Here is a 17831-nt window from a genome sequence, read left to right on the forward strand (position 1 = left end):
TTTGTTTATGCGAAAAACAATAAAAGTTACAAGCAATTCAAATTAAATGGATTGCTGTGTAAGATTAGAAGCGGCTGCATTATCAAGAAACCATTGTACTTCCCCACCTACTGGTTTTATAAGCTGCGCCGGATAATTATTTATATCAGTCTTATCTTCAATTACATGATGAACTGCTTCTGCTTTTCCTTCTCCGTAAACCAAAAATGCTATATGGTGAGCGTTACTAATTAACGGAGCATTAATTGTAATTCTATACATTTTTTGATCCTCAAGAAAAACTTCCTTTACAGATGGTTCCTTGTCATTTAAAACTGCTGTATATGGAAATAATGAAGCTGTATGTGAATTATCACCAAGACCTAGCAATACAAGGTCAAAACGCGCTTCTTCGCCTTTGAAAAATTGTTGTATAGTCTCTGCATATTTTTGTGCAGCAACCCGCGGTTCTACACTTGTGTCAACAGGAAATATTTGAGACTCGGAAATTCTTAGAGGATCAAACAAAGCTGTTTTTGCCATTAAATAGTTACTGTTGGGGTCAGAATGTGGCACATATCGCTCGTCTCCGAAGAAAAAATAGACCTTTCTCCAATCTATCTTTTTTGCATATTCAGATGCCAACAACTCGTATAGCTTTTTTGGAGAGCTGCCACCTGATAGTGCAACTGAAAACATTCCTTTTGTAGTTATTGCCTGTTGAGCAACCGTTGCAAAATATTCCGCTAATTTTTCAAGAACTTCCTTCTCGGTTTTATAAGTATTCAACTTCATTTACTTCCGCTTTTTTTATTGACAGGTAATGTAAACCAATGAAATCCATCACGGGCTATGAGTGCTTCAGCAAGTTCAGGCCCCCATGAGTCAGCAGAATAATTCGGAAAATTTAAACTCTTTTTGTTGTTCCATGTTGATAAAACAGGCATAATCAAATCCCAGGCTTCTTCGACCTGGTCGCCCCGCATAAACAGCGTTTGATCACCCATCATTGTATCAAGCAACAATGTTTCATAAGCTTCAGGAGCCTGGCTCGCATAAGTTCCTTTATAATCAAAAACCATGTCAACTGTATTTAAAATCATATCGAGGCCGGGACGCTTTGCCTGAACCTCGAGTCGTATGCTCATTTCGGGTTGTATACTTATTATCAGGCGGTTTTGCTGCCAGCTTTCCACTGCTTCTTTTGGAAATACAAAATGTGGTACATCTTTGAATTGTATACTTATTACCGACGAAGCCTGGTGCATACGTTTTCCGGTACGTACATAGAAAGGAACTCCCTGCCACCGCCAATTGTCAATGAAAAATTTTATTGCTGCAAAAGTCTCTGTATTAGAGTCAGGATCAACCTTTGCCTCTTCCCGGTAGCCCGGCACCTGCTTCCCTTCCATCCATCCTTTACCATATTGTCCTCTTACCGCAGACATGCGAACATCATCGGGTGTAAATTTGCGCATGGCCCTTAGTACATCAACTTTGCGGTTTCGCACTTCGTCGGCATTGAAATTAATAGGAGGTTCCATAGCGATAATACAGAGAAGCTGTAACAAATGATTTTGTATCATATCGCGCAGCGCACCTGCTTTGTCATAGTAGTCTCCTCGGTCCTCAACTCCAAGCTGTTCTGTTACTGAAATCTGTACATGTTCAATATAACTTCGATTCCATACCGGCTCTAAAATAGAATTGGCAAATCGAAAGGCAAGAATATTTTGTACTGTTTCTTTGCCAAGATAATGGTCAATGCGATAAATCTGTCGTTCTGTAAAAATGCTTCCCAGCAGCTTGTTCAACTCTTTGGCAGATTCTAGGTCGTGACCAAAAGGTTTTTCTATAACAATTCTTGTTTTATCAGGATCAGTCCCCAGGTTACTCTTAGAAATATTTTTAGCAATGATTGGGAAAAAGTTAGGTGATACAGCCAGGTAATATATTACGGTTGCTTTTGCGTTCCATTCATTATTGTGGTTTTCGATTCTCGTCCCAAACTCCTTATAGCTATCTGGATTAGTGGCATCCGCTATCTGGTAGTAAATATGTTGTGAGAATTCTTCCCACTTTCCGTCTTCAGCTTTTCCACTCCTTGAAAACTGGTTTATCCCCTCATGCAATTTTACCTTATACTCATCATCAGTTAACTTAGTACGACCTGTGCCAATTATAGAAAATTGTTCCGGAAGCCACCCGTCCAGAAACAAATTGTATAGAGCAGGAGCAAGTTTGCGGTAATTAAGATCACCTGTACCTCCAAAAATAATAAAGATGGTAGGTTCAGATTTTGAAGTTCGGATCATGCTATTTTTATAAGATAATTATGTATTATGTATTAAATCTTCTTCATTCTCAGCAAGCCATTGCGTATGAAAAACACCCTCTTTGCCAATCAGTTCATAGGTGTGAGCGCCAAAATAGTCGCGCTGAGCCTGTATTAGGTTCGAGGGCATTCGCTTGCTTCTAAAGGCGTCAAAATAACTTAGTGAAGATGCGTAAGCAGGCATGGCAATACCTGCAGCAGTTGCTTTTGATACTATTGACCTTGCTCCGGGCAGAGCTTCTGCAATCAATTCCTTTACTTTGCCGTCCAGCAGTAAATGCTGAAGAGACGGATCTTTTTGATAAGCATTAAAAATATCATTAAGAAACAGCGATCGGATAATACAACCTCCCCGCCAGATTTTTGCTATCTCATCCAGGTTTAAATTATATTGAAAATCTTTAGAAGCTTTTTGCAACAAATGCATTCCTTGAGAATAAGTAATGATCATGCTGAAGAAAAAGGCTTTTTCTAATTCTGCCACAATAGTATCTGTATTATCGTTATCAAGTTGCGTTTCTTCAGTACTATATAAAGTGGCAGCTTTTTCTCTCAGCTGCTTATACTTCGATAGATCTCGCATTGCAACTGCGGTGTCGATGGTCGTTATTGGTGTTTCCAGATCCATTGCAACCTGCGAAGTCCATTTACCGGTTCCCTTCGCCCTTGCTTCATCTTTTATATCATCTACCAGCAAATGATCAGTACCGGGAGCTTTAAAAGCAAAAATATCTTTAGTAATATCAATTAAAAAAGATTGTAACCGGCCTTCATCCCATTTCTCAAATACCTTATGAATTGCATCATTGTCAAATTTTAACCCGTTTTTCAGCAATTCATATGTTTCAGCAATTAATTGCATTAAACCATATTCTATGCCATTGTGAACCATTTTTACAAAATGACCTGCAGCGCCGGGTCCAATATAAGTGACACAAGGCTCGCCGTCTACTTTTGCAGCGATGGCGTCAAACACCGGTTTCATTTGTGAATAGGCCTGCTTATCTCCCCCTGGCATCATACTGGGGCCTTTTCTTGCACCTTCTTCTCCCCCTGATATTCCCATGCCGAAAAAGTGCAATCCCTTTGCTTCCAGTTCAGTTACGCGTCTTGTTGTGTCAGTAAAATGGGAATTACCGCCATCAATTAAAATATCACCTTTATCCAGTAATGGTGTCATTTCTTTAATCACACTATCCACAATTTTTCCCGCAGGAACCAACATGATAATTGAGCGTGGCGTTTGAAGACTTTGAACAAAATCATGTGCTGATGTAAAGGCCTTGACTGGTTTCCCGTGTCCTTCTTTTTCAAGCAGTGCTACCTGTGCAGGGTTTTTATCAAAGCCCGCAACAGCAAAGCCGTGATCAGCCATATTCAACAAAAGATTGCGGCCCATCGTACCAAGACCTATCATTCCAAAAGTATATTTATTACTTGTTTCGCTCATTGTTATGTAAAGTTTTCAAGTTTAAATTGTTCCAATATTTGTATGGTAGATGCAGGGCTGGTATGATGCATAGCGCGAATACCTAATCTGCTTGCAGCATGAACAAACATAATGCGATCATCAAAATATATACATTGCTCAGGAGGCGCCTGGGCAATTCCCATAGCCAGTTGAAATATACCGGGATCTGGCTTACGCATCTTTACTTCACATGAAGAAATGAACGCATCGAAGCAATCATGCAGCTTAAACTTTTTTACCCGGTATTCGTTAAACTCCCTGCCTTCATTATTAATAGAAATAATACGAAAACCGCTGTCTGCTTTCCATTCTTTCAGCCATTGCAACATTTCGGGCAACTCCTGGGATTGAGAAAACATAAATTCTTTAAAATCTTCTCTAGGGAAGTCACGGGGATGATTGAAAATAACAGTATCTAAATACTCATCCAGAGTGATTTTTCCAATCTCATAAATATTAAATATAAAATTGTGTAACGCATCAACTTCTGCAAAATCAAGATTAAACTTTTCGCATGCTTTTTTTCTTGACTCAGATCCCCACCCATTAGTTAATAATACCCCACCTATGTCGAGAAAAAGAATTTTTGCATGTGTACTTTCCATTAGTGGAATTATTTATTTTTTTCGTTGCTCTTCGATTGCCTTTAATAATTTTTCGTAAGGTTTATTGAACTTTTCAATCCCCTCATCTTCTAATTTTTGAGTAATCTCATCGATATTAATACCTATTTCCTTTAGCTTCTCCATTGCCAAGTGAGCCTCATTCAAATTTTCCTCTAAACGGTTTTCAGGGTTGCCGTGATCGCGAAATGCTTCCAGTGTTTCCATTGGAATGGTGTCAACTGTATCAGGGCCGATTAATGCTTCAACATATTTTACGTCGGAGATAGAAGGATCTTTACTGCTGGTGCTGGCCCACAAAACTCTTTGTGGCCTTGCTCCTTTTTCTTCGAGTTTTTTAAATCTTTCGCTGCTAAAAACACGCTTGTAAATCTGGTAAGCTTTCTTTGCGGATGCAATCGCCACTTCACCCTTCAGTTCATTAAAGCCCTTTTCATTTAATAAAGGATCTACCATTACATCAATACGGCTTAGAAAAAAGCTGGCAACCGATGCTATGTGGTCGATTGGCTTACCTGCACTCAACCTGTCTTCAAGTCCTGCAATATAAGCCTCAGTAACTTCCTCATATCGTCCAAGACCAAAAAGCAATGTTACATTTATATTAATACCCTCACTTATACATGTACGAATGGCAGGAAGGCCCTCGGCCGTTCCGGGTATTTTTATCATTACATTTTTACGGGCTAACCTTTTCCACAAGTCCCTTGCTTGTCTGATTGTTCCTTCAGTATCACGTGCTAAGAACGGCGATACTTCAAGGCTAACATATCCGTCGGCTCCTTCCACTTCTTCTTCGTAAACCGATTTAAATAAATCTGCTGCCGCTTGTATATCATCTATTGCCAATGCGTAAAAAATTTCTTCAGGGCTTTTACCCTCTTTTGCAAGCCGAGCAATTTGCTCATCATAATCACTGCTGCTGCTTATGGCTTTTTCAAATATGGCAGGGTTCGACGTCACTCCTCGAACGCCGTCTTCGTCAATCAGTTTTTTCAGCCCACCTGATTGTATCAGTTTACGCTCAGTAAAATCAAGCCAGATGCTCTGACCAAAATCATGTATTCTTTTTACATTATTAGTTGACATAATATAGTTGCTTTTAAAAAAATTTTATACAAATACCAGTTATTTAAAAATAACTTTTAAAATATTTTAGAGACGAGCGTTACAACAAATTCAACATCGTTGTGTCACTCACTTGTACTTCATTATTGTCTATTCAACCTTTTCCAGCCAGTGATTTAAACAAGTTTAAAAAACAGCAAGTTTAAAAATTAAAATAATTGGCGAAAAATCATTTAAAATGCTATCCACCATTTACTACACGCCACGCCGTTTTTTTTATTATTTATTATTAATAATCAGGGAAATAGCAAATAACGAATTACCTATTAATTAATGCTTTGGCTCTCGATACTACATTATCTGTTGTAAATCCAAATTCTTTATATAGATCTTCTGCCGGCGCCGATTCACCAAAAGTAGTCATTCCTATTGTATCACCTTCATCCGTTACATATTTATGCCAGCCAAGCACAGAACCTGCCTCAACTGCAAGCCTTTTTTTCATTGCTTTAGGAAAAACTTTTTCTTTGTAAGCTGCATCCTGTTTTTCAAACAATTCCCACGAAGGCATGCTGATAACTCTTGCTGCAATAGACTCTTCTTTTAGTCTAGCCTGTGCATCTATCAGCAAAGCCACTTCAGAACCGGTTCCTATTAAGATAATATCAGGTTCTTTTTCAGAATCAGATAATATATACGCACCCTTTTCCAGTTCAATTGCTTTTGCAAACTTCGATTGGTCAATAACAGGAATGGATTGCCTGGTCAAAACTATAGCAACAGGGCCATCTTTATGTTCAATAGCTACTCGCCAGGCCTGTGCTGTTTCGTTCGCATCTGCCGGGCGTATTACCATTAAATTTGGAATAGACCGTAAAGAAATAAGTTGCTCAACCGGCTGATGGGTCGTTCCGTCTTCACCCAAGCCAATGCTATCGTGTGTATAAATAAAAATCGGCCTAACCTTCATAATAGCGGCCAGCCGGATAGGAGGACGCATATATTCAGAAAAGATAAGAAAAGTTGCACCATAAGGAATCAATCCTTTAGTGAGGGCAATGCCATTTAAAGCAGCACCCATTGCGTGCTCACGAATTCCAAAGTGGAAATTTCTACCGCTTCTGTCGTCTTTTGTAAAGGAAGTATACTTATCAAGATTAGTATCTGTAGACGGAGCCAGGTCAGCTGATCCACCGATCAGACCAGGCAAACTATCAGCAATGGCATTTAACACTTTACCTGAAGCTTTACGCGTAGCGACTTTACCTTCAGCGGGGTCAAAAACGGGCAGCTTGTCTTTCCAGCCGTCAGGCAATTTACCCGTTCGCTCAAGGTCGTACTCTGTCCACAGCTCAGGATACTTTTCCTTGTACGACTGGTATAATTCGTTCCATTTTTGTTCAAGCCTTACGCCCTCATCACCTTTACCGCGATAGTAGTTCAGTACCTCATCAGGAACAACAAAGGATTGTTCAGGATCAAAACCGAAATTCTTCTTAACCAACTTCACTTCATCCGCGCCAAGAGGCGAACCATGCGCACTGGCTTTATCCACTTTATTGGGACTTCCAAATCCAATATGTGTACGCACTTTTATCAGCGATGGTCTTTCCGTTTCTTCTTTCGCATTTTTTACAGCTTCAGTTAAAGCTTTCAAATCATTTCCATCTGCTACTGTCTGCACGTGCCAACCGTATGCTTCAAAACGCTTGGCGACATCTTCATCAAATGCAAGCGAAGTATCACCTTCTATTGATATGTGATTATCGTCGTAGAAATAAATCATGTTTCCTAGTCTTAAATGCCCGGCAAGGGAAGCCGCTTCTGCTGTCACACCTTCCATGATGTCGCCATCGCTGCAAATTGCATAAATTTTATAATCAAAAAGATTAAAACCAGCCTTATTATACCGGGCGGCAAGATGTTTCTGCGCTATGGCAAATCCAACTCCATTGGCAAAACCTTGTCCCAGAGGGCCGGTAGTTACATCGACACCATCAACAAGCCCATATTCAGGATGACCTGCTGCTTTACTATGTAACTGCCTGAAGTTTTTAATATCATCAAGCGAAATATCATAGCCGGTAAGATAAAGATAACTGTACTGTAACATGCAAGCATGACCCGCTGATAAGATAAACCTGTCGCGGTTAGGCCATTCAGGATTTTTGGGGTTGTAATTCATAGTATGTGCCCAAAGAACATGACCTATAGGGGCTATGCCCATCGGCGTACCGGGATGCCCTGAATTTGCCTTTTGTACAGCATCGGCAGATAATACACGCACTGTATTAATGCCTAGTTGCTCAATATCTTGTGTTGTTGCGTTCATAGTATTAATCTTTTTGTATCGCTGGTATTTTATTTTCAAAAGAATTTACAGCAGTCATCATAGGATTTGTCTCCTTTTTTAACCATAACCGCGCACCTCCTTTAATCCCGTCTTTATTGGAAACAAGCTTTATATTACTATCTAAATGAAAATTTAAATTTTTTGAATTGCCTCCTCCTATGTACAGATAGTCATAATTAAAAACCGTTTTCAAAATTTTTAAAACTTTTTGCATCCGTTTATTCCATTTTTCTTTACCTACTTTCTCAAAAGCCTTTTCACCAATATAATCATCGTACGAATCTTTTTTAGCAATAGGATGATGTGCAAGTTCTAAATGCGGCAGCAGATAACCATCCTGCAATAAAGCAGTGCCAAAGCCAGTTCCAAGGGTAATAACAATCTCGAAACCAGTTCCGCTTACTACACCAAGGCCTTGCATGTCTGCATCGTTTACCACCCGCACCGGCTTTCCCAATTCATCCTGGAGTTTCTTTGCCAGATTTACGTTTTTCCAAACATCCGTACCAAGATTGGGAGCTGTAATAATTGTACCTTCTTTTACATAACCAGGAAATCCAACTGATATTTTATCGTATTCAGGAAATCCGTCTACTAAGCTTTTAATTGTATCTATTACATTTTCAGGATCGGCAGGCTCAGGAGTGGGAACTCTTTTGTAATCCATTTGCAATTCGCCACTGCTGTTTAAAATAGTGGCTTTTATGTGAGATCCTCCTACATCAATCGAAAGAATTTTTAAATCTGAAACAGTCTCCTGCATAAATAGAATTTATTGGTGAATATATGTTCTTATGATAAATTTTAAAAGGTTACTATTGAAAAAATTGAACCAGACTTTGAAGGTGGATGATGAAAAAAACTTGTTTAAGAAAACTATTCGTGGTGCTTATTCACTATTTGCCTCACCCCTTCCTGGTAACTTGTTGCTTTAGATTTAAAATATTTTTCGAACTTACTGCTGTCAAAAAAATAATCTCTATCATATTGATATCGCATCTCATACAACTCACCCAGGAATGGTACAAACACCCCAAGAGCATGGAGTGCCCATGCAGGTAATAATTGGTATTTATAAAATCTTTCTTCTTTTCCCATTTCTGTTGCAAATAGCTTTATCCATTCTTCTCCGGTTAATGAATTGGGGTCTGTAGGTAAATTCCATATTTGATTAAAGGCTTCGGGAGTATTTCCAAGCAGAGCTGTTGCTTTGCCGGCATCAGGGGTATATGTAAATGAATGTTTCGTTTTTGCACTAAAAAACCATTGGGCTTTTTTGTTTTTCAAAAGATTCTTATAAACCAACTCTATCAATACACTATTGTTGCCGATGGCGCCATAAAAATCTGCTGATCTTGCAATAAGTGCATTTAATTTTCCCTTTTCTACATTTTGTAAAATCATATTATCAAGCCTTGCCCTGATCTCGCCTTTTTTGCTTACCGGACTAATTGGAGATCTCTCGGTGATGTGTTTTACATTGTCGCCACCTATCATATACACATTATCAAAAAACACAAGCTTACTGTTATTTTCTACACACGCATCAATTACGTTATGCATGAGTGGCGGCCAGATTTCTCGCCATACTTTTAATTTATAAGGTAGCCCCACTGTAACATATACTATTTGCGAATTTTTTACAGCTTCAAAAATTGCATTACGGCTTGTTAAATCTGCAGCAAACAAAGTATCGGTATCATTTACTTTTTTTGGGTTCCTGCTTACCAATCGAATTTCGTTGGTATATGATCGTAGTGATTTGGCAAGGGAAATACCGATAGCGCCTCCTGCTCCTAAAACTGTCTGCATAGCTGAATGTGGTTTTGGATAAATGAGCACTCAGTCTTGCTAGTATCTCAAGTATATACCAAAAGTATTTAAGAAAACAGATATTCTTTTAGATGATTTATAATAAGGCTATGCTGATGCAGTATTATCGGCATTAGAAGATGCATCTTTATTGGAAAATGAATAATTGCGGCTGCAACGGCTTTTCCATTCGTGCGTGAACTTTTCTTTTTCTTCAGGCGTCATGCTTTGCCATTTATTTCTCATCTCACTATTCCAATATTTTCCACGTCCTCTCCATCCACCTCCACGAAAACCTCCAAATAAAATTCTTGATAAAACAAGAATACCGACTGCCTGGCCGAAAGTTATAACACGAACTCCTATTACAGGAGTTAAAATATTATTCCATAAAGTCATTACTATAAATGTAAATAACAATATTGCAACAGCAGCCATCAATATAAAACCTGCTAATTTTTTAATCCAAAAAGATTGTTTCATTTTTTAATTTTTTAATTTAATAATTCAATATCTCATCGTGCAATACGCGCAACTTGTTTCTGAGGTGCAGTACTGCATACCTTTTGCGCGATAATAATGTATTTACCGTTTCACCGGTTTGCTGTGCTATCTCTTTAAAGGACAATCCTTCCAGCTCGTTTAATATAAAGACGTATCGCTGTTCGGCTGGCAGTTCTTGAAGTGAGTTATTTAATTCCTCCCAAAAAAGTGAACGCAAATATTCTGTCTCGGGATTATTACTATTATCAAAAAGAATTTCTTTCCAATCAATTTCATCTTCATCTCCCGCTTCATTATAAATATCTGAAAACAGGTCAGGCTTATGTTTACGTTGCTGATCTGTTATTTTATTTCGCGCCACTGCAAACAACCATGCTCCTATCTCCTCTATCGGTTTCATTGTTTGAATTAGTTGGTAAAAAACATCCTGCAGTATGTCCTCAGCATCAGACTCTCTCACTACCCTTTTTCTTATAAAACCCATAAGTCGTTTGCTATACGTATTGATGACCTGGGTAATATTTTGCCGTTGAGCAGTACTCATTTTAGAAGATATAGTGACGGTATCATCCATGTACTTAGAAAGACGGATGAGAAAAGATAATATTTTAAAAAATAAAATTTTTTAAAATCTAATTTGTCTATACCATTAAAACAATAAAGGTTTTACTATTAATAGTATTTTGAAAATTTGGTGTACTACGCCCCTTCTTTAATTGTTATAAAAAAAGAATTCTTCATTGCTTTTTAAAATATTTTTCATGCTTATTCGTCTACCTGTTATAAACACATTCATTCACCAAAAAATAAAAACATGTACTACAATCAGTCGTGCGCCGCAAAAGGCGATTATGGAAGCAGGAATAGACACCAGCTTATCCGATCAATGCAGAGAGCATCAGTTAATATCTACAAAACAGACAACAGTTACGAAATGCTTGTATTTGCTCCGGGAAGAATTAAAGAGCATTTTCACGTCGCCATTAAAGGCAGTAAACTTACCGTCTCATACACACCTCCCGAAGGTTTTCCTCGCCCGGATTGGGTTGTAAGAGAATATAGCCGTGGCGGATTTGAAAGAACATTTATTCTGGATGAAACTGTTGACGGCACTAACATCAACGCAAAATATGTGGATGGTGTTTTACATGTGAGCATTCCTCTAAAACAGGGGCAAGCTGCACAACAAGAGATAGCTATTAATTAGGATGTACAATGAGAAGTAAAAAACGGGTGACACCTACTGTTGTCACCTGTTTTTTTAGATGTGTGCTATGTATTAAAAAGAGATTCTATAGTGAAAAAGGTATTATTTAAAAAAAGACCTCTACTCGTTCCTCATATATTTTTCAATTCCGGCAGGAGGCTTCCATTTACTTTTATGTTCGAAATGTTGCCATAGAAGGGAAGATAAATTTTTAATTAAAACAATTGCTTCATTATCCGGCGTCCATGTTTGGTCTTTCAGATTTTTAGTAATAACGCTAAATACGTAGTCACCATGAGGTGCATTTACCAACACAGTTTCGGATCGCGATTCATTAAGCGAGCCATGCTTGGAAATGGTATGCACATAAGGTGGTATTTGAGACAAAGCTTTATCATCCCAATATATTCTTCCCATATTTCTAACCATACGCTCACTTGCCGCCTCACTTACAGCTTGCCCTTTTGCAATCATTGTAAACAATCGGCACATTTCACGTGGAGTTGTTACCCCCCATCCGTACGTATTGTACATATTCTCTCGACCTGCGACCTTTGAATTTATACGCATATTAATAAAACCATTTTCGCCTAGCCAGTTATTAACATAGTCGCCTCCTACAAGGTTTTGCAACCACCTGCTTGCAGTATTATCGCTCATTGTAATCATGAGAAGCGCAACCTTGCTTAACTGAATCGTGTCATTGTTTTTAAAAGATCCTAAAATATCTTCTCCCGGGTATACAATAGAATCATTATAAACAAGCTTTTGGTTGTACTTCAGCAAACCTTTTTCTATTTTATCCATTAAACCACATTGTATGCTTACCTTGATCATGCTGGCGGTGGGAAATAAGGTATCCGGATTTATTGCAGCACTTTTTCCATTTTTTAAATTTTCAACATAAATACCCACCTGTCCGTTAAAACCCTCTACAAGCTTTTCAAGTTGCCTGGTAAGTTTTTTATCTGTTTGAGAAAAAGCAGCGAATGAAGATAATAATATGATAAGGACTAGTGTGTATTTCATTATAAGAAAATCTATAGGATAAGCAAATTCAATGGAAACATTCACTTAATTGGATGAAATAAAAAAACCTTCTAAAAAGAAGGTTTCCATTATATCTATTTATTAATAATAATCGGAACTTAAATTAATATTCGCTTTTTCCGCTTCTTCAATCTCCCTAAAGGAGGATAGTATATCTGCTTTCCCTTTTCTAATACATACATTGTGTTCGTAATGGGCAGATGGTTTATGATCTTTTGTCCTCACCGTCCAACCATCATCATCGTAATACACTTCCTTCACACCAAGGTTGATCATTGGTTCGATGGCCAATACCATTCCTTCTTTTAATTTAGGTCCGTTACCGCGTTTACCAAAATTCGGAACCTGTGGATCTTCATGAAGACTCCTTCCTAAACCGTGACCTACCAACTCTCGTACCACGCCATATCCATGAACGCGTTCAGTATAATCCTGTATTGCAAATGCTATATCTCCTACACGGTTTCCATGATGAGCTTTTTCAATTCCTTTATACAAAGATTCTTTGGTTATTCTCATTAACTTTAAAACAGCTTCTCCAGGATCGCCTATGGCAAAAGTATATGCGCTGTCACCATGAAAACCATTTTTAAAAACACCAAGGTCAACAGAAACAACATCACCTTCTTTCAGAATATCGTTGGTAGGAAAACCATGCACTACTGCATCATTGACAGAAATACACGCGGTGTAGGGGAAACCCCTGTAATTTAAGAAATTAGGAACAGCCTTATTATCGCGAATAAATTGTTCAGCAATGTTATTAGCCTGCATAGTCGTAACGCCAGGCCTCAAAAATTTTGCTACTTCCGCAATTACCTTTCCTACAAGCAGGCAACTCTCGCGCATTAAGGCAATCTCAGACTCAGTTTTATAAAAAATCATATTTCTTATTCTCGACATCTCATAAATAAACCTGCCAGGGAAATAATCCTGACAGGTTTGCAAATTAGATTAAAAAGCTTTTATACAGAGGCAGTACTAATAGGCTGTTGTCTTCCCTGAATTCTTCCGCTATTCATTAAACCATCATATTGCCTCATCATTAAATGAGTTTCAATTAACTGAAGTGTATCTAAAATAACAGCCACCATAATTAACAATGACGTTCCGCCAAAAAATGACGAAAAAGTTGATGTAACACCGAGGCGTTGAGCGAAGCCTGGTAAAATTCCTACGAACGCCAGGAAAATAGCTCCAGGCAAGGTTATTTTATCCATAATGGCTCCGATATAATCCGATGTAGGCTGACCTGGTTTTACTCCGGGAATAAAACCGTTGTTGCGTTTTAAATCATCGCCCATTTGCTTTGGATTAAAAATTAAAGCAGTATATAAGAAAGTGAAGGCAACAGTCATGACACCATAGACCACCATATACCAGAAATTGCTATGATCACCAAATACCTTCGCGATACCTTTACCACTTTCAGTGAAGGTAAATAAAGTAGGTAAAAACATAATAGCCTGGGCAAAGATGATAGGCATTACACCTGCCATATTTACTTTCATAGGTAAGAATTGTCTCGCGCCACCAAACTGTCGATTACCTACAATTTGTTTTGCATAGTTTACAGGTATCTTACGTACACCTTGTACAAGAATTATTATACCCATGATAATAGCAACAAAAATTGCCATTTCAATAAGGAAAATCAATAACCCTCCACCTCCACGGGCCTGCTTCGCACCAAACTCCTGGATAAGCGCTTGCGGAAGACGAGAAAGAATTCCGATCATGATGATGATTGAAGTTCCGTTACCTAATCCTTTGTCCTGAATTTTCTCACCCAACCACATAACGAACAAAGTACCTGCGGTCAGGGTAACAATGGTAGATAGAGCAAAAAAAGATTTGTAAGCCGGAATAATAGCTTCTGCATATCCAGGACCATTAAGATAAGCTACATAAGCACTAGCCTGAAAAGCAGTAACTATTACGGTAAGGTAACGGGTCCACTGATTAATTTTCTTACGGCCACTATCCCCTTCCTTCTGTACTTTCTGTAGCTGGGGAACAAGTATCGTCATCAGCTGCATAAAGATAGAGGCAGAAATATATGGCATAATTCCCAAAGCCAAAATGGAGGCCTGCGAAAAGGCGCCTCCGGCGAAAGTATCGAATAAGCCAAGTAAACCATTTTTAGATGCGTTTGCCTGCGCATTAGCTAGTAAATTTGGATTTATTCCTGGTAAAACAATATGGGTACCTAAACGGTAGGTAAATAACAATGCAACTGTAACAATAATTTTACTGCGCAGCTCATCGATAGACCAGATATTCTTAAAAGTTTGAATTAATTTTTTCACTTGATTGAGTTGTAGGTGTTAATCTCTCTAAAAGTCAAGAAGACGCATCGTTGATGCGTCTTGCAAATATCGCTAAAATTATTTAACTATTTCAACGTTTCCACCAACAGCTTCTATTGCAGCCTTTGCTTTTTCACTGATTGCATTAACTTTAAAGGTAACTGCCTTCTTTAATTCACCATTACCTAATATCTTTATAAGATCAGTTTGATTTAACAAACCGTTAATATAAAGATTTTCAGCACTGATCTCTGTAAAACCATATTTTTCAATAATATGGTCTATTTGACCAAGATTAAGAACTTTATACTCAATACGGTGAGGATTTTTAAATCCACGTTTAGGAATTCTACGCTGAATAGGCATCTGACCACCTTCGTGAGCCATTTTGCTTTTGTATCCTGCACGACTCTGACCACCTTTATTACCCTTTGTTGATGTTCCTCCTTTACCAGAAGCTTCACCACGTCCTATTCTCTTTTCTTTATGGGTGCTACCTTTTGCTGGCTTAAGCGTATGTAATTGCATCTTTATTAATTTTTACTTAACGGGGTTAATTCCCCTCGCTTTTTTATTAAATTATAATGAACGAAGATTTTCGAAAAATTATTATTCTTAATCTTCAAAATTATGCAGCAACCTCGTTAACGGCTGTTTCTACCGATGGAAGTTCTTCTACTTTTAACAGATGGCCTGCTCTTCTAACCATACCTAAAATTTGAGGAGTAGCTTCAACTTCAACACTTGCATTTAGCTTTTTTAAACCTAAAGCAATAACTGTTCTCTTAGCTGTTTCAGGTCTGTCAATAACACTCTTTATAAGTGTAATTCTTATCTTTTTCATAATGAGGTCATTTATTCATTAGTCATCTTGATTTAGTTCGATGAGCGTTTCTACTTATTGAACTATCAAAAATTCACTAATGGCCATTTATGCATTAAAAACTTTCTTTAGATTGATATTTCTTGTTCTTGCAACAGTAACTGGTTCCCTTAATAAAGCCAAGGCTTTAAAGGTAGCTTTTACCACGTTGTGAGGATTAGCAGAACCCAGGCTTTTTGCTAAAACGTCTGTCAAACCAGCACTCTCAAGTACAGCACGCATACTTCCCCCAGCCAAGACACCAGTACCATGAGCTGCAGGCTTTATCAAAACTTTTGCCGCACCTTCTTTAGCCAACTGATCATGGGGAATAGTTCCGTGCATAATTGGCACCTTGATTAGATTTTTCTTAGCATCTTCAATACCTTTAGTAATAGCTTCCTGTACTTCTTTAGCTTTACCCAGGCCGTGACCAACTACACCTCCACCATTTCCAACAACCACTAAAGCTGAGAAACTAAAAGTACGTCCACCCTTGGTTGTTTTCACCACGCGGTTTATAGATACTACCTTCTCTTTTAGTTCCAGGTCTCCGCCCTTTACTTTATTTAAAATTGCTTTTGACATTTTATAAGATCAAAATTTAAAATTCATTATTTAAAATTGCAGTCCACCTTCTCTTGCACCATCAGCAACTGCTTTAATTCTTCCATGGTAAAGATTACCACCCCTGTCAAAAACGCAGGTAGTAATACCTCTCTCAATTGCTTTACGTGCAATAGCAGATCCTACCAGTTTACTCTTTTCGACTTTAGGAGCAGTTTGAGCGGCTATATCTTTTTCCCTTGAAGAAGCAGCAGCCAACGTGGTACCTGTTGTATCGTCAATCAGCTGAGCGTAAATTTCAGCATTGCTTCTGAAAACAGAAAGCCGGGGTTTAGCAGCTGTACCTGATACTTTTGCGCGTATACGGTACCTGATTTTCTGCCTTTTTATTAATTTATCCATTTTATTATATTTCTTCCCGATACTGCCGGGAATTTGAATTTCAATTTAGCGAATTTGACAACTAAAATTTTTTCTGTGAAGAGAGGCATTTAAAAATCTCTTCATCTTCACCCTTCAGATTATTTACCGGCAGCCTTACCAGCTTTTCTACGTATAAATTCGTTAGAGTAACGAACACCTTTTCCTTTGTATGGCTCTGGCTTACGAAGGCTACGAATCTTGGCTGCGACTGCACCCAACAGTTGGTTATCAACACTCTCTAAAGTTATTTTAGGATTTTGACCTTTTTCTGTAAGTGTAGTTACCTTCAACTCCGTCGGAACGTCGAAAATGATATTATGAGAATAACCTAAAGAAAGGTCTAAAGTATTTCCTGAATTAGTTGCTTTATAACCCACCCCTACCAACTCAAGTTGCTTGGTAAATCCTTCGGTTACACCTTTAACCATATTTGAAATCAGAGAGCGATAAAGACCGTGCATAGCACGATGACGGATCTGGTCAGTTGGGCGGGTAATAAGAATTTCATTTTCTTTTACTTCCACTTTAATATCCCTGTCAATAGCCTGTGTTAGTGTTCCTCTTGTGCCTTTAACAGTTATAACATTATTAGCTCCTACCGCTACTGTTACACCTTGTGGCAATGCAACCGGCTGTTTACCTATACGAGACATAGTTCTAGTTTGTAAATTTGTAAAAAAATATTTTGAAAATGTATGTTTAAAAGTGTTCAGTTTCCGTATAGAGAACTTAAATTATCAATTAAACGTTACTTTATTTTAAGTGCAATTTGAAAACCATTTCCAATTTTCATATCAACACTCTGCAGCATTAATACACGTAGCAAAGGACTTCTCCACCTACGTTCTGTACTTTTGCTTCTTTATCGGTCATTACCCCCTTTGATGTAGAAATGATTGCAATACCTAAACCGTTTTTCACTCTTTCAAAATCTGCTGGTTTTGAATATTGTCTCAAACCGGGCCGACTTACTCTTTCGAGGCTGCGAATGGCGGGTATTTTTGTCTGGGCATCATACTTCAAGGCAATTTTAATTACACCTTGCTTATTATCATCCTCAAATTTATATTTAAGAATATACCCTTTATCGTAAAGGATTTCAGTAATGCGTTTTTTCAGATTGCTTGCCGGGATCTCTACTATTCTATGATTAGCCATCTGAGCATTACGAACCCTTGTTAAAAAATCTGCTATAGGATCAGTTACCATTGTTTCTAAGTAATTGAAAATTAAAAATGTTATACAATGCGATATCCCCGATATCTTTT

General features: G+C 38.0%; 20 protein-coding genes. 1 reads left to right on the plus strand and 19 read right to left on the minus strand.

The annotated features are described in order from the left end of the window. Window positions 1-42 precede the first annotated feature (42 nt). The 10 genes from pgl to B154_RS0100230 all read right to left on the minus strand — a co-directional run bounded on the left by pgl (window position 43) and on the right by B154_RS0100230 (window position 10689). On the minus strand, window positions 43-774 hold the full coding sequence (pgl, locus tag B154_RS0100185; RefSeq protein WP_018610894.1) for a 6-phosphogluconolactonase: 732 nt from the start codon (window positions 772-774) through the stop codon (window positions 43-45). Further along, window positions 771-2294 carry a glucose-6-phosphate dehydrogenase gene (gene zwf, locus B154_RS0100190; RefSeq protein WP_018610896.1) on the minus strand — a complete coding sequence of 508 codons (1524 nt, stop codon included), beginning with the start codon at window positions 2292-2294 and terminating at the stop codon, window positions 771-773. The genes pgl and zwf overlap by 4 nt, the downstream gene beginning before the upstream one ends. A gap of 18 nt (window positions 2295-2312) precedes the next feature. Continuing rightward, complete coding sequence (gene gndA, locus B154_RS0100195) at window positions 2313-3764, minus strand: NADP-dependent phosphogluconate dehydrogenase (RefSeq protein WP_018610897.1); 1452 nt, start codon at window positions 3762-3764, stop codon at window positions 2313-2315. A 2-nt stretch (window positions 3765-3766) separates the two neighbouring features. After that, window positions 3767-4390, minus strand: a complete 624-nt coding sequence (locus B154_RS0100200) for an HAD family hydrolase (RefSeq protein ID WP_018610899.1) — start codon at window positions 4388-4390, stop codon at window positions 3767-3769. A gap of 12 nt (window positions 4391-4402) precedes the next feature. Next, window positions 4403-5497: a transaldolase gene (gene tal, locus B154_RS0100205; protein WP_018610901.1), complete on the minus strand. Its 1095-nt coding sequence runs from the start codon at window positions 5495-5497 to the stop codon at window positions 4403-4405. Between the two features lie 298 nt (window positions 5498-5795). Beyond that, the gene (gene tkt / locus B154_RS0100210) at window positions 5796-7808 is read right to left on the minus strand and encodes a transketolase (RefSeq protein WP_018610902.1); all 2013 of its coding nucleotides are present in this window, start codon (window positions 7806-7808) and stop codon (window positions 5796-5798) included. A gap of 4 nt (window positions 7809-7812) precedes the next feature. Continuing rightward, a complete protein-coding gene (locus B154_RS0100215) occupies window positions 7813-8592 on the minus strand; it encodes an ROK family protein (protein WP_018610903.1) in 780 nt (259 codons plus the stop codon). 113 nt (window positions 8593-8705) lie between these two features. Then, a complete protein-coding gene (locus B154_RS0100220) occupies window positions 8706-9641 on the minus strand; it encodes an NAD-dependent epimerase/dehydratase family protein (protein ID WP_018610904.1) in 936 nt (311 codons plus the stop codon). Between the two features lie 108 nt (window positions 9642-9749). Next, window positions 9750-10124: a hypothetical protein gene (locus B154_RS27270; protein ID WP_018610905.1), complete on the minus strand. Its 375-nt coding sequence runs from the start codon at window positions 10122-10124 to the stop codon at window positions 9750-9752. Between the two features lie 16 nt (window positions 10125-10140). Then, window positions 10141-10689, minus strand: a complete 549-nt coding sequence (locus B154_RS0100230; RefSeq protein WP_245542528.1) for an RNA polymerase sigma factor — start codon at window positions 10687-10689, stop codon at window positions 10141-10143. A 270-nt stretch (window positions 10690-10959) separates the two neighbouring features. Between B154_RS0100230 and B154_RS0100235 the strand changes: the two genes are divergently transcribed. Beyond that, window positions 10960-11352: an Hsp20/alpha crystallin family protein gene (locus B154_RS0100235; protein ID WP_018610907.1), complete on the plus strand. Its 393-nt coding sequence runs from the start codon at window positions 10960-10962 to the stop codon at window positions 11350-11352. 120 nt (window positions 11353-11472) lie between these two features. Here B154_RS0100235 and B154_RS0100240 read toward each other — a convergent pair whose 3' ends face one another. The 9 genes from B154_RS0100240 to rpsH form a co-directional block, all read right to left on the minus strand. Further along, window positions 11473-12381 carry a serine hydrolase gene (locus tag B154_RS0100240; RefSeq protein ID WP_033410855.1) on the minus strand — a complete coding sequence of 303 codons (909 nt, stop codon included), beginning with the start codon at window positions 12379-12381 and terminating at the stop codon, window positions 11473-11475. Between the two features lie 102 nt (window positions 12382-12483). After that, window positions 12484-13287 (minus strand): type I methionyl aminopeptidase, encoded by an 804-nt coding sequence (gene map / locus B154_RS0100245; RefSeq protein WP_018610909.1) that lies wholly within the window; start codon window positions 13285-13287, stop codon window positions 12484-12486. Between the two features lie 80 nt (window positions 13288-13367). Continuing rightward, the gene (gene secY / locus B154_RS0100250; protein ID WP_018610910.1) at window positions 13368-14711 is read right to left on the minus strand and encodes a preprotein translocase subunit SecY; all 1344 of its coding nucleotides are present in this window, start codon (window positions 14709-14711) and stop codon (window positions 13368-13370) included. Between the two features lie 78 nt (window positions 14712-14789). Further along, on the minus strand, window positions 14790-15239 hold the full coding sequence (gene rplO / locus B154_RS0100255; protein WP_018610911.1) for a 50S ribosomal protein L15: 450 nt from the start codon (window positions 15237-15239) through the stop codon (window positions 14790-14792). A 100-nt stretch (window positions 15240-15339) separates the two neighbouring features. Continuing rightward, window positions 15340-15555, minus strand: a complete 216-nt coding sequence (gene rpmD / locus B154_RS0100260; protein ID WP_018610912.1) for a 50S ribosomal protein L30 — start codon at window positions 15553-15555, stop codon at window positions 15340-15342. A gap of 87 nt (window positions 15556-15642) precedes the next feature. After that, window positions 15643-16161, minus strand: a complete 519-nt coding sequence (gene rpsE / locus B154_RS0100265) for a 30S ribosomal protein S5 (RefSeq protein WP_018610913.1) — start codon at window positions 16159-16161, stop codon at window positions 15643-15645. 30 nt (window positions 16162-16191) lie between these two features. Continuing rightward, window positions 16192-16542, minus strand: a complete 351-nt coding sequence (gene rplR, locus B154_RS0100270) for a 50S ribosomal protein L18 (RefSeq protein WP_018610914.1) — start codon at window positions 16540-16542, stop codon at window positions 16192-16194. Window positions 16543-16661: 119 nt separating this feature from the next. After that, on the minus strand, window positions 16662-17216 hold the full coding sequence (gene rplF, locus B154_RS0100275; protein ID WP_018610915.1) for a 50S ribosomal protein L6: 555 nt from the start codon (window positions 17214-17216) through the stop codon (window positions 16662-16664). A gap of 157 nt (window positions 17217-17373) precedes the next feature. Next, window positions 17374-17772, minus strand: coding sequence for a 30S ribosomal protein S8 (rpsH, locus tag B154_RS0100280; RefSeq protein ID WP_018610916.1), 399 nt, complete (start codon window positions 17770-17772; stop codon window positions 17374-17376). Between the last annotated feature and the right edge of the window lie 59 nt (window positions 17773-17831).

Source organism: Segetibacter koreensis DSM 18137 (assembly GCF_000374045.1).
In the GTDB taxonomy this organism is placed as follows: Bacteria; Bacteroidota; Bacteroidia; order Chitinophagales; family Chitinophagaceae; genus Segetibacter; species Segetibacter koreensis.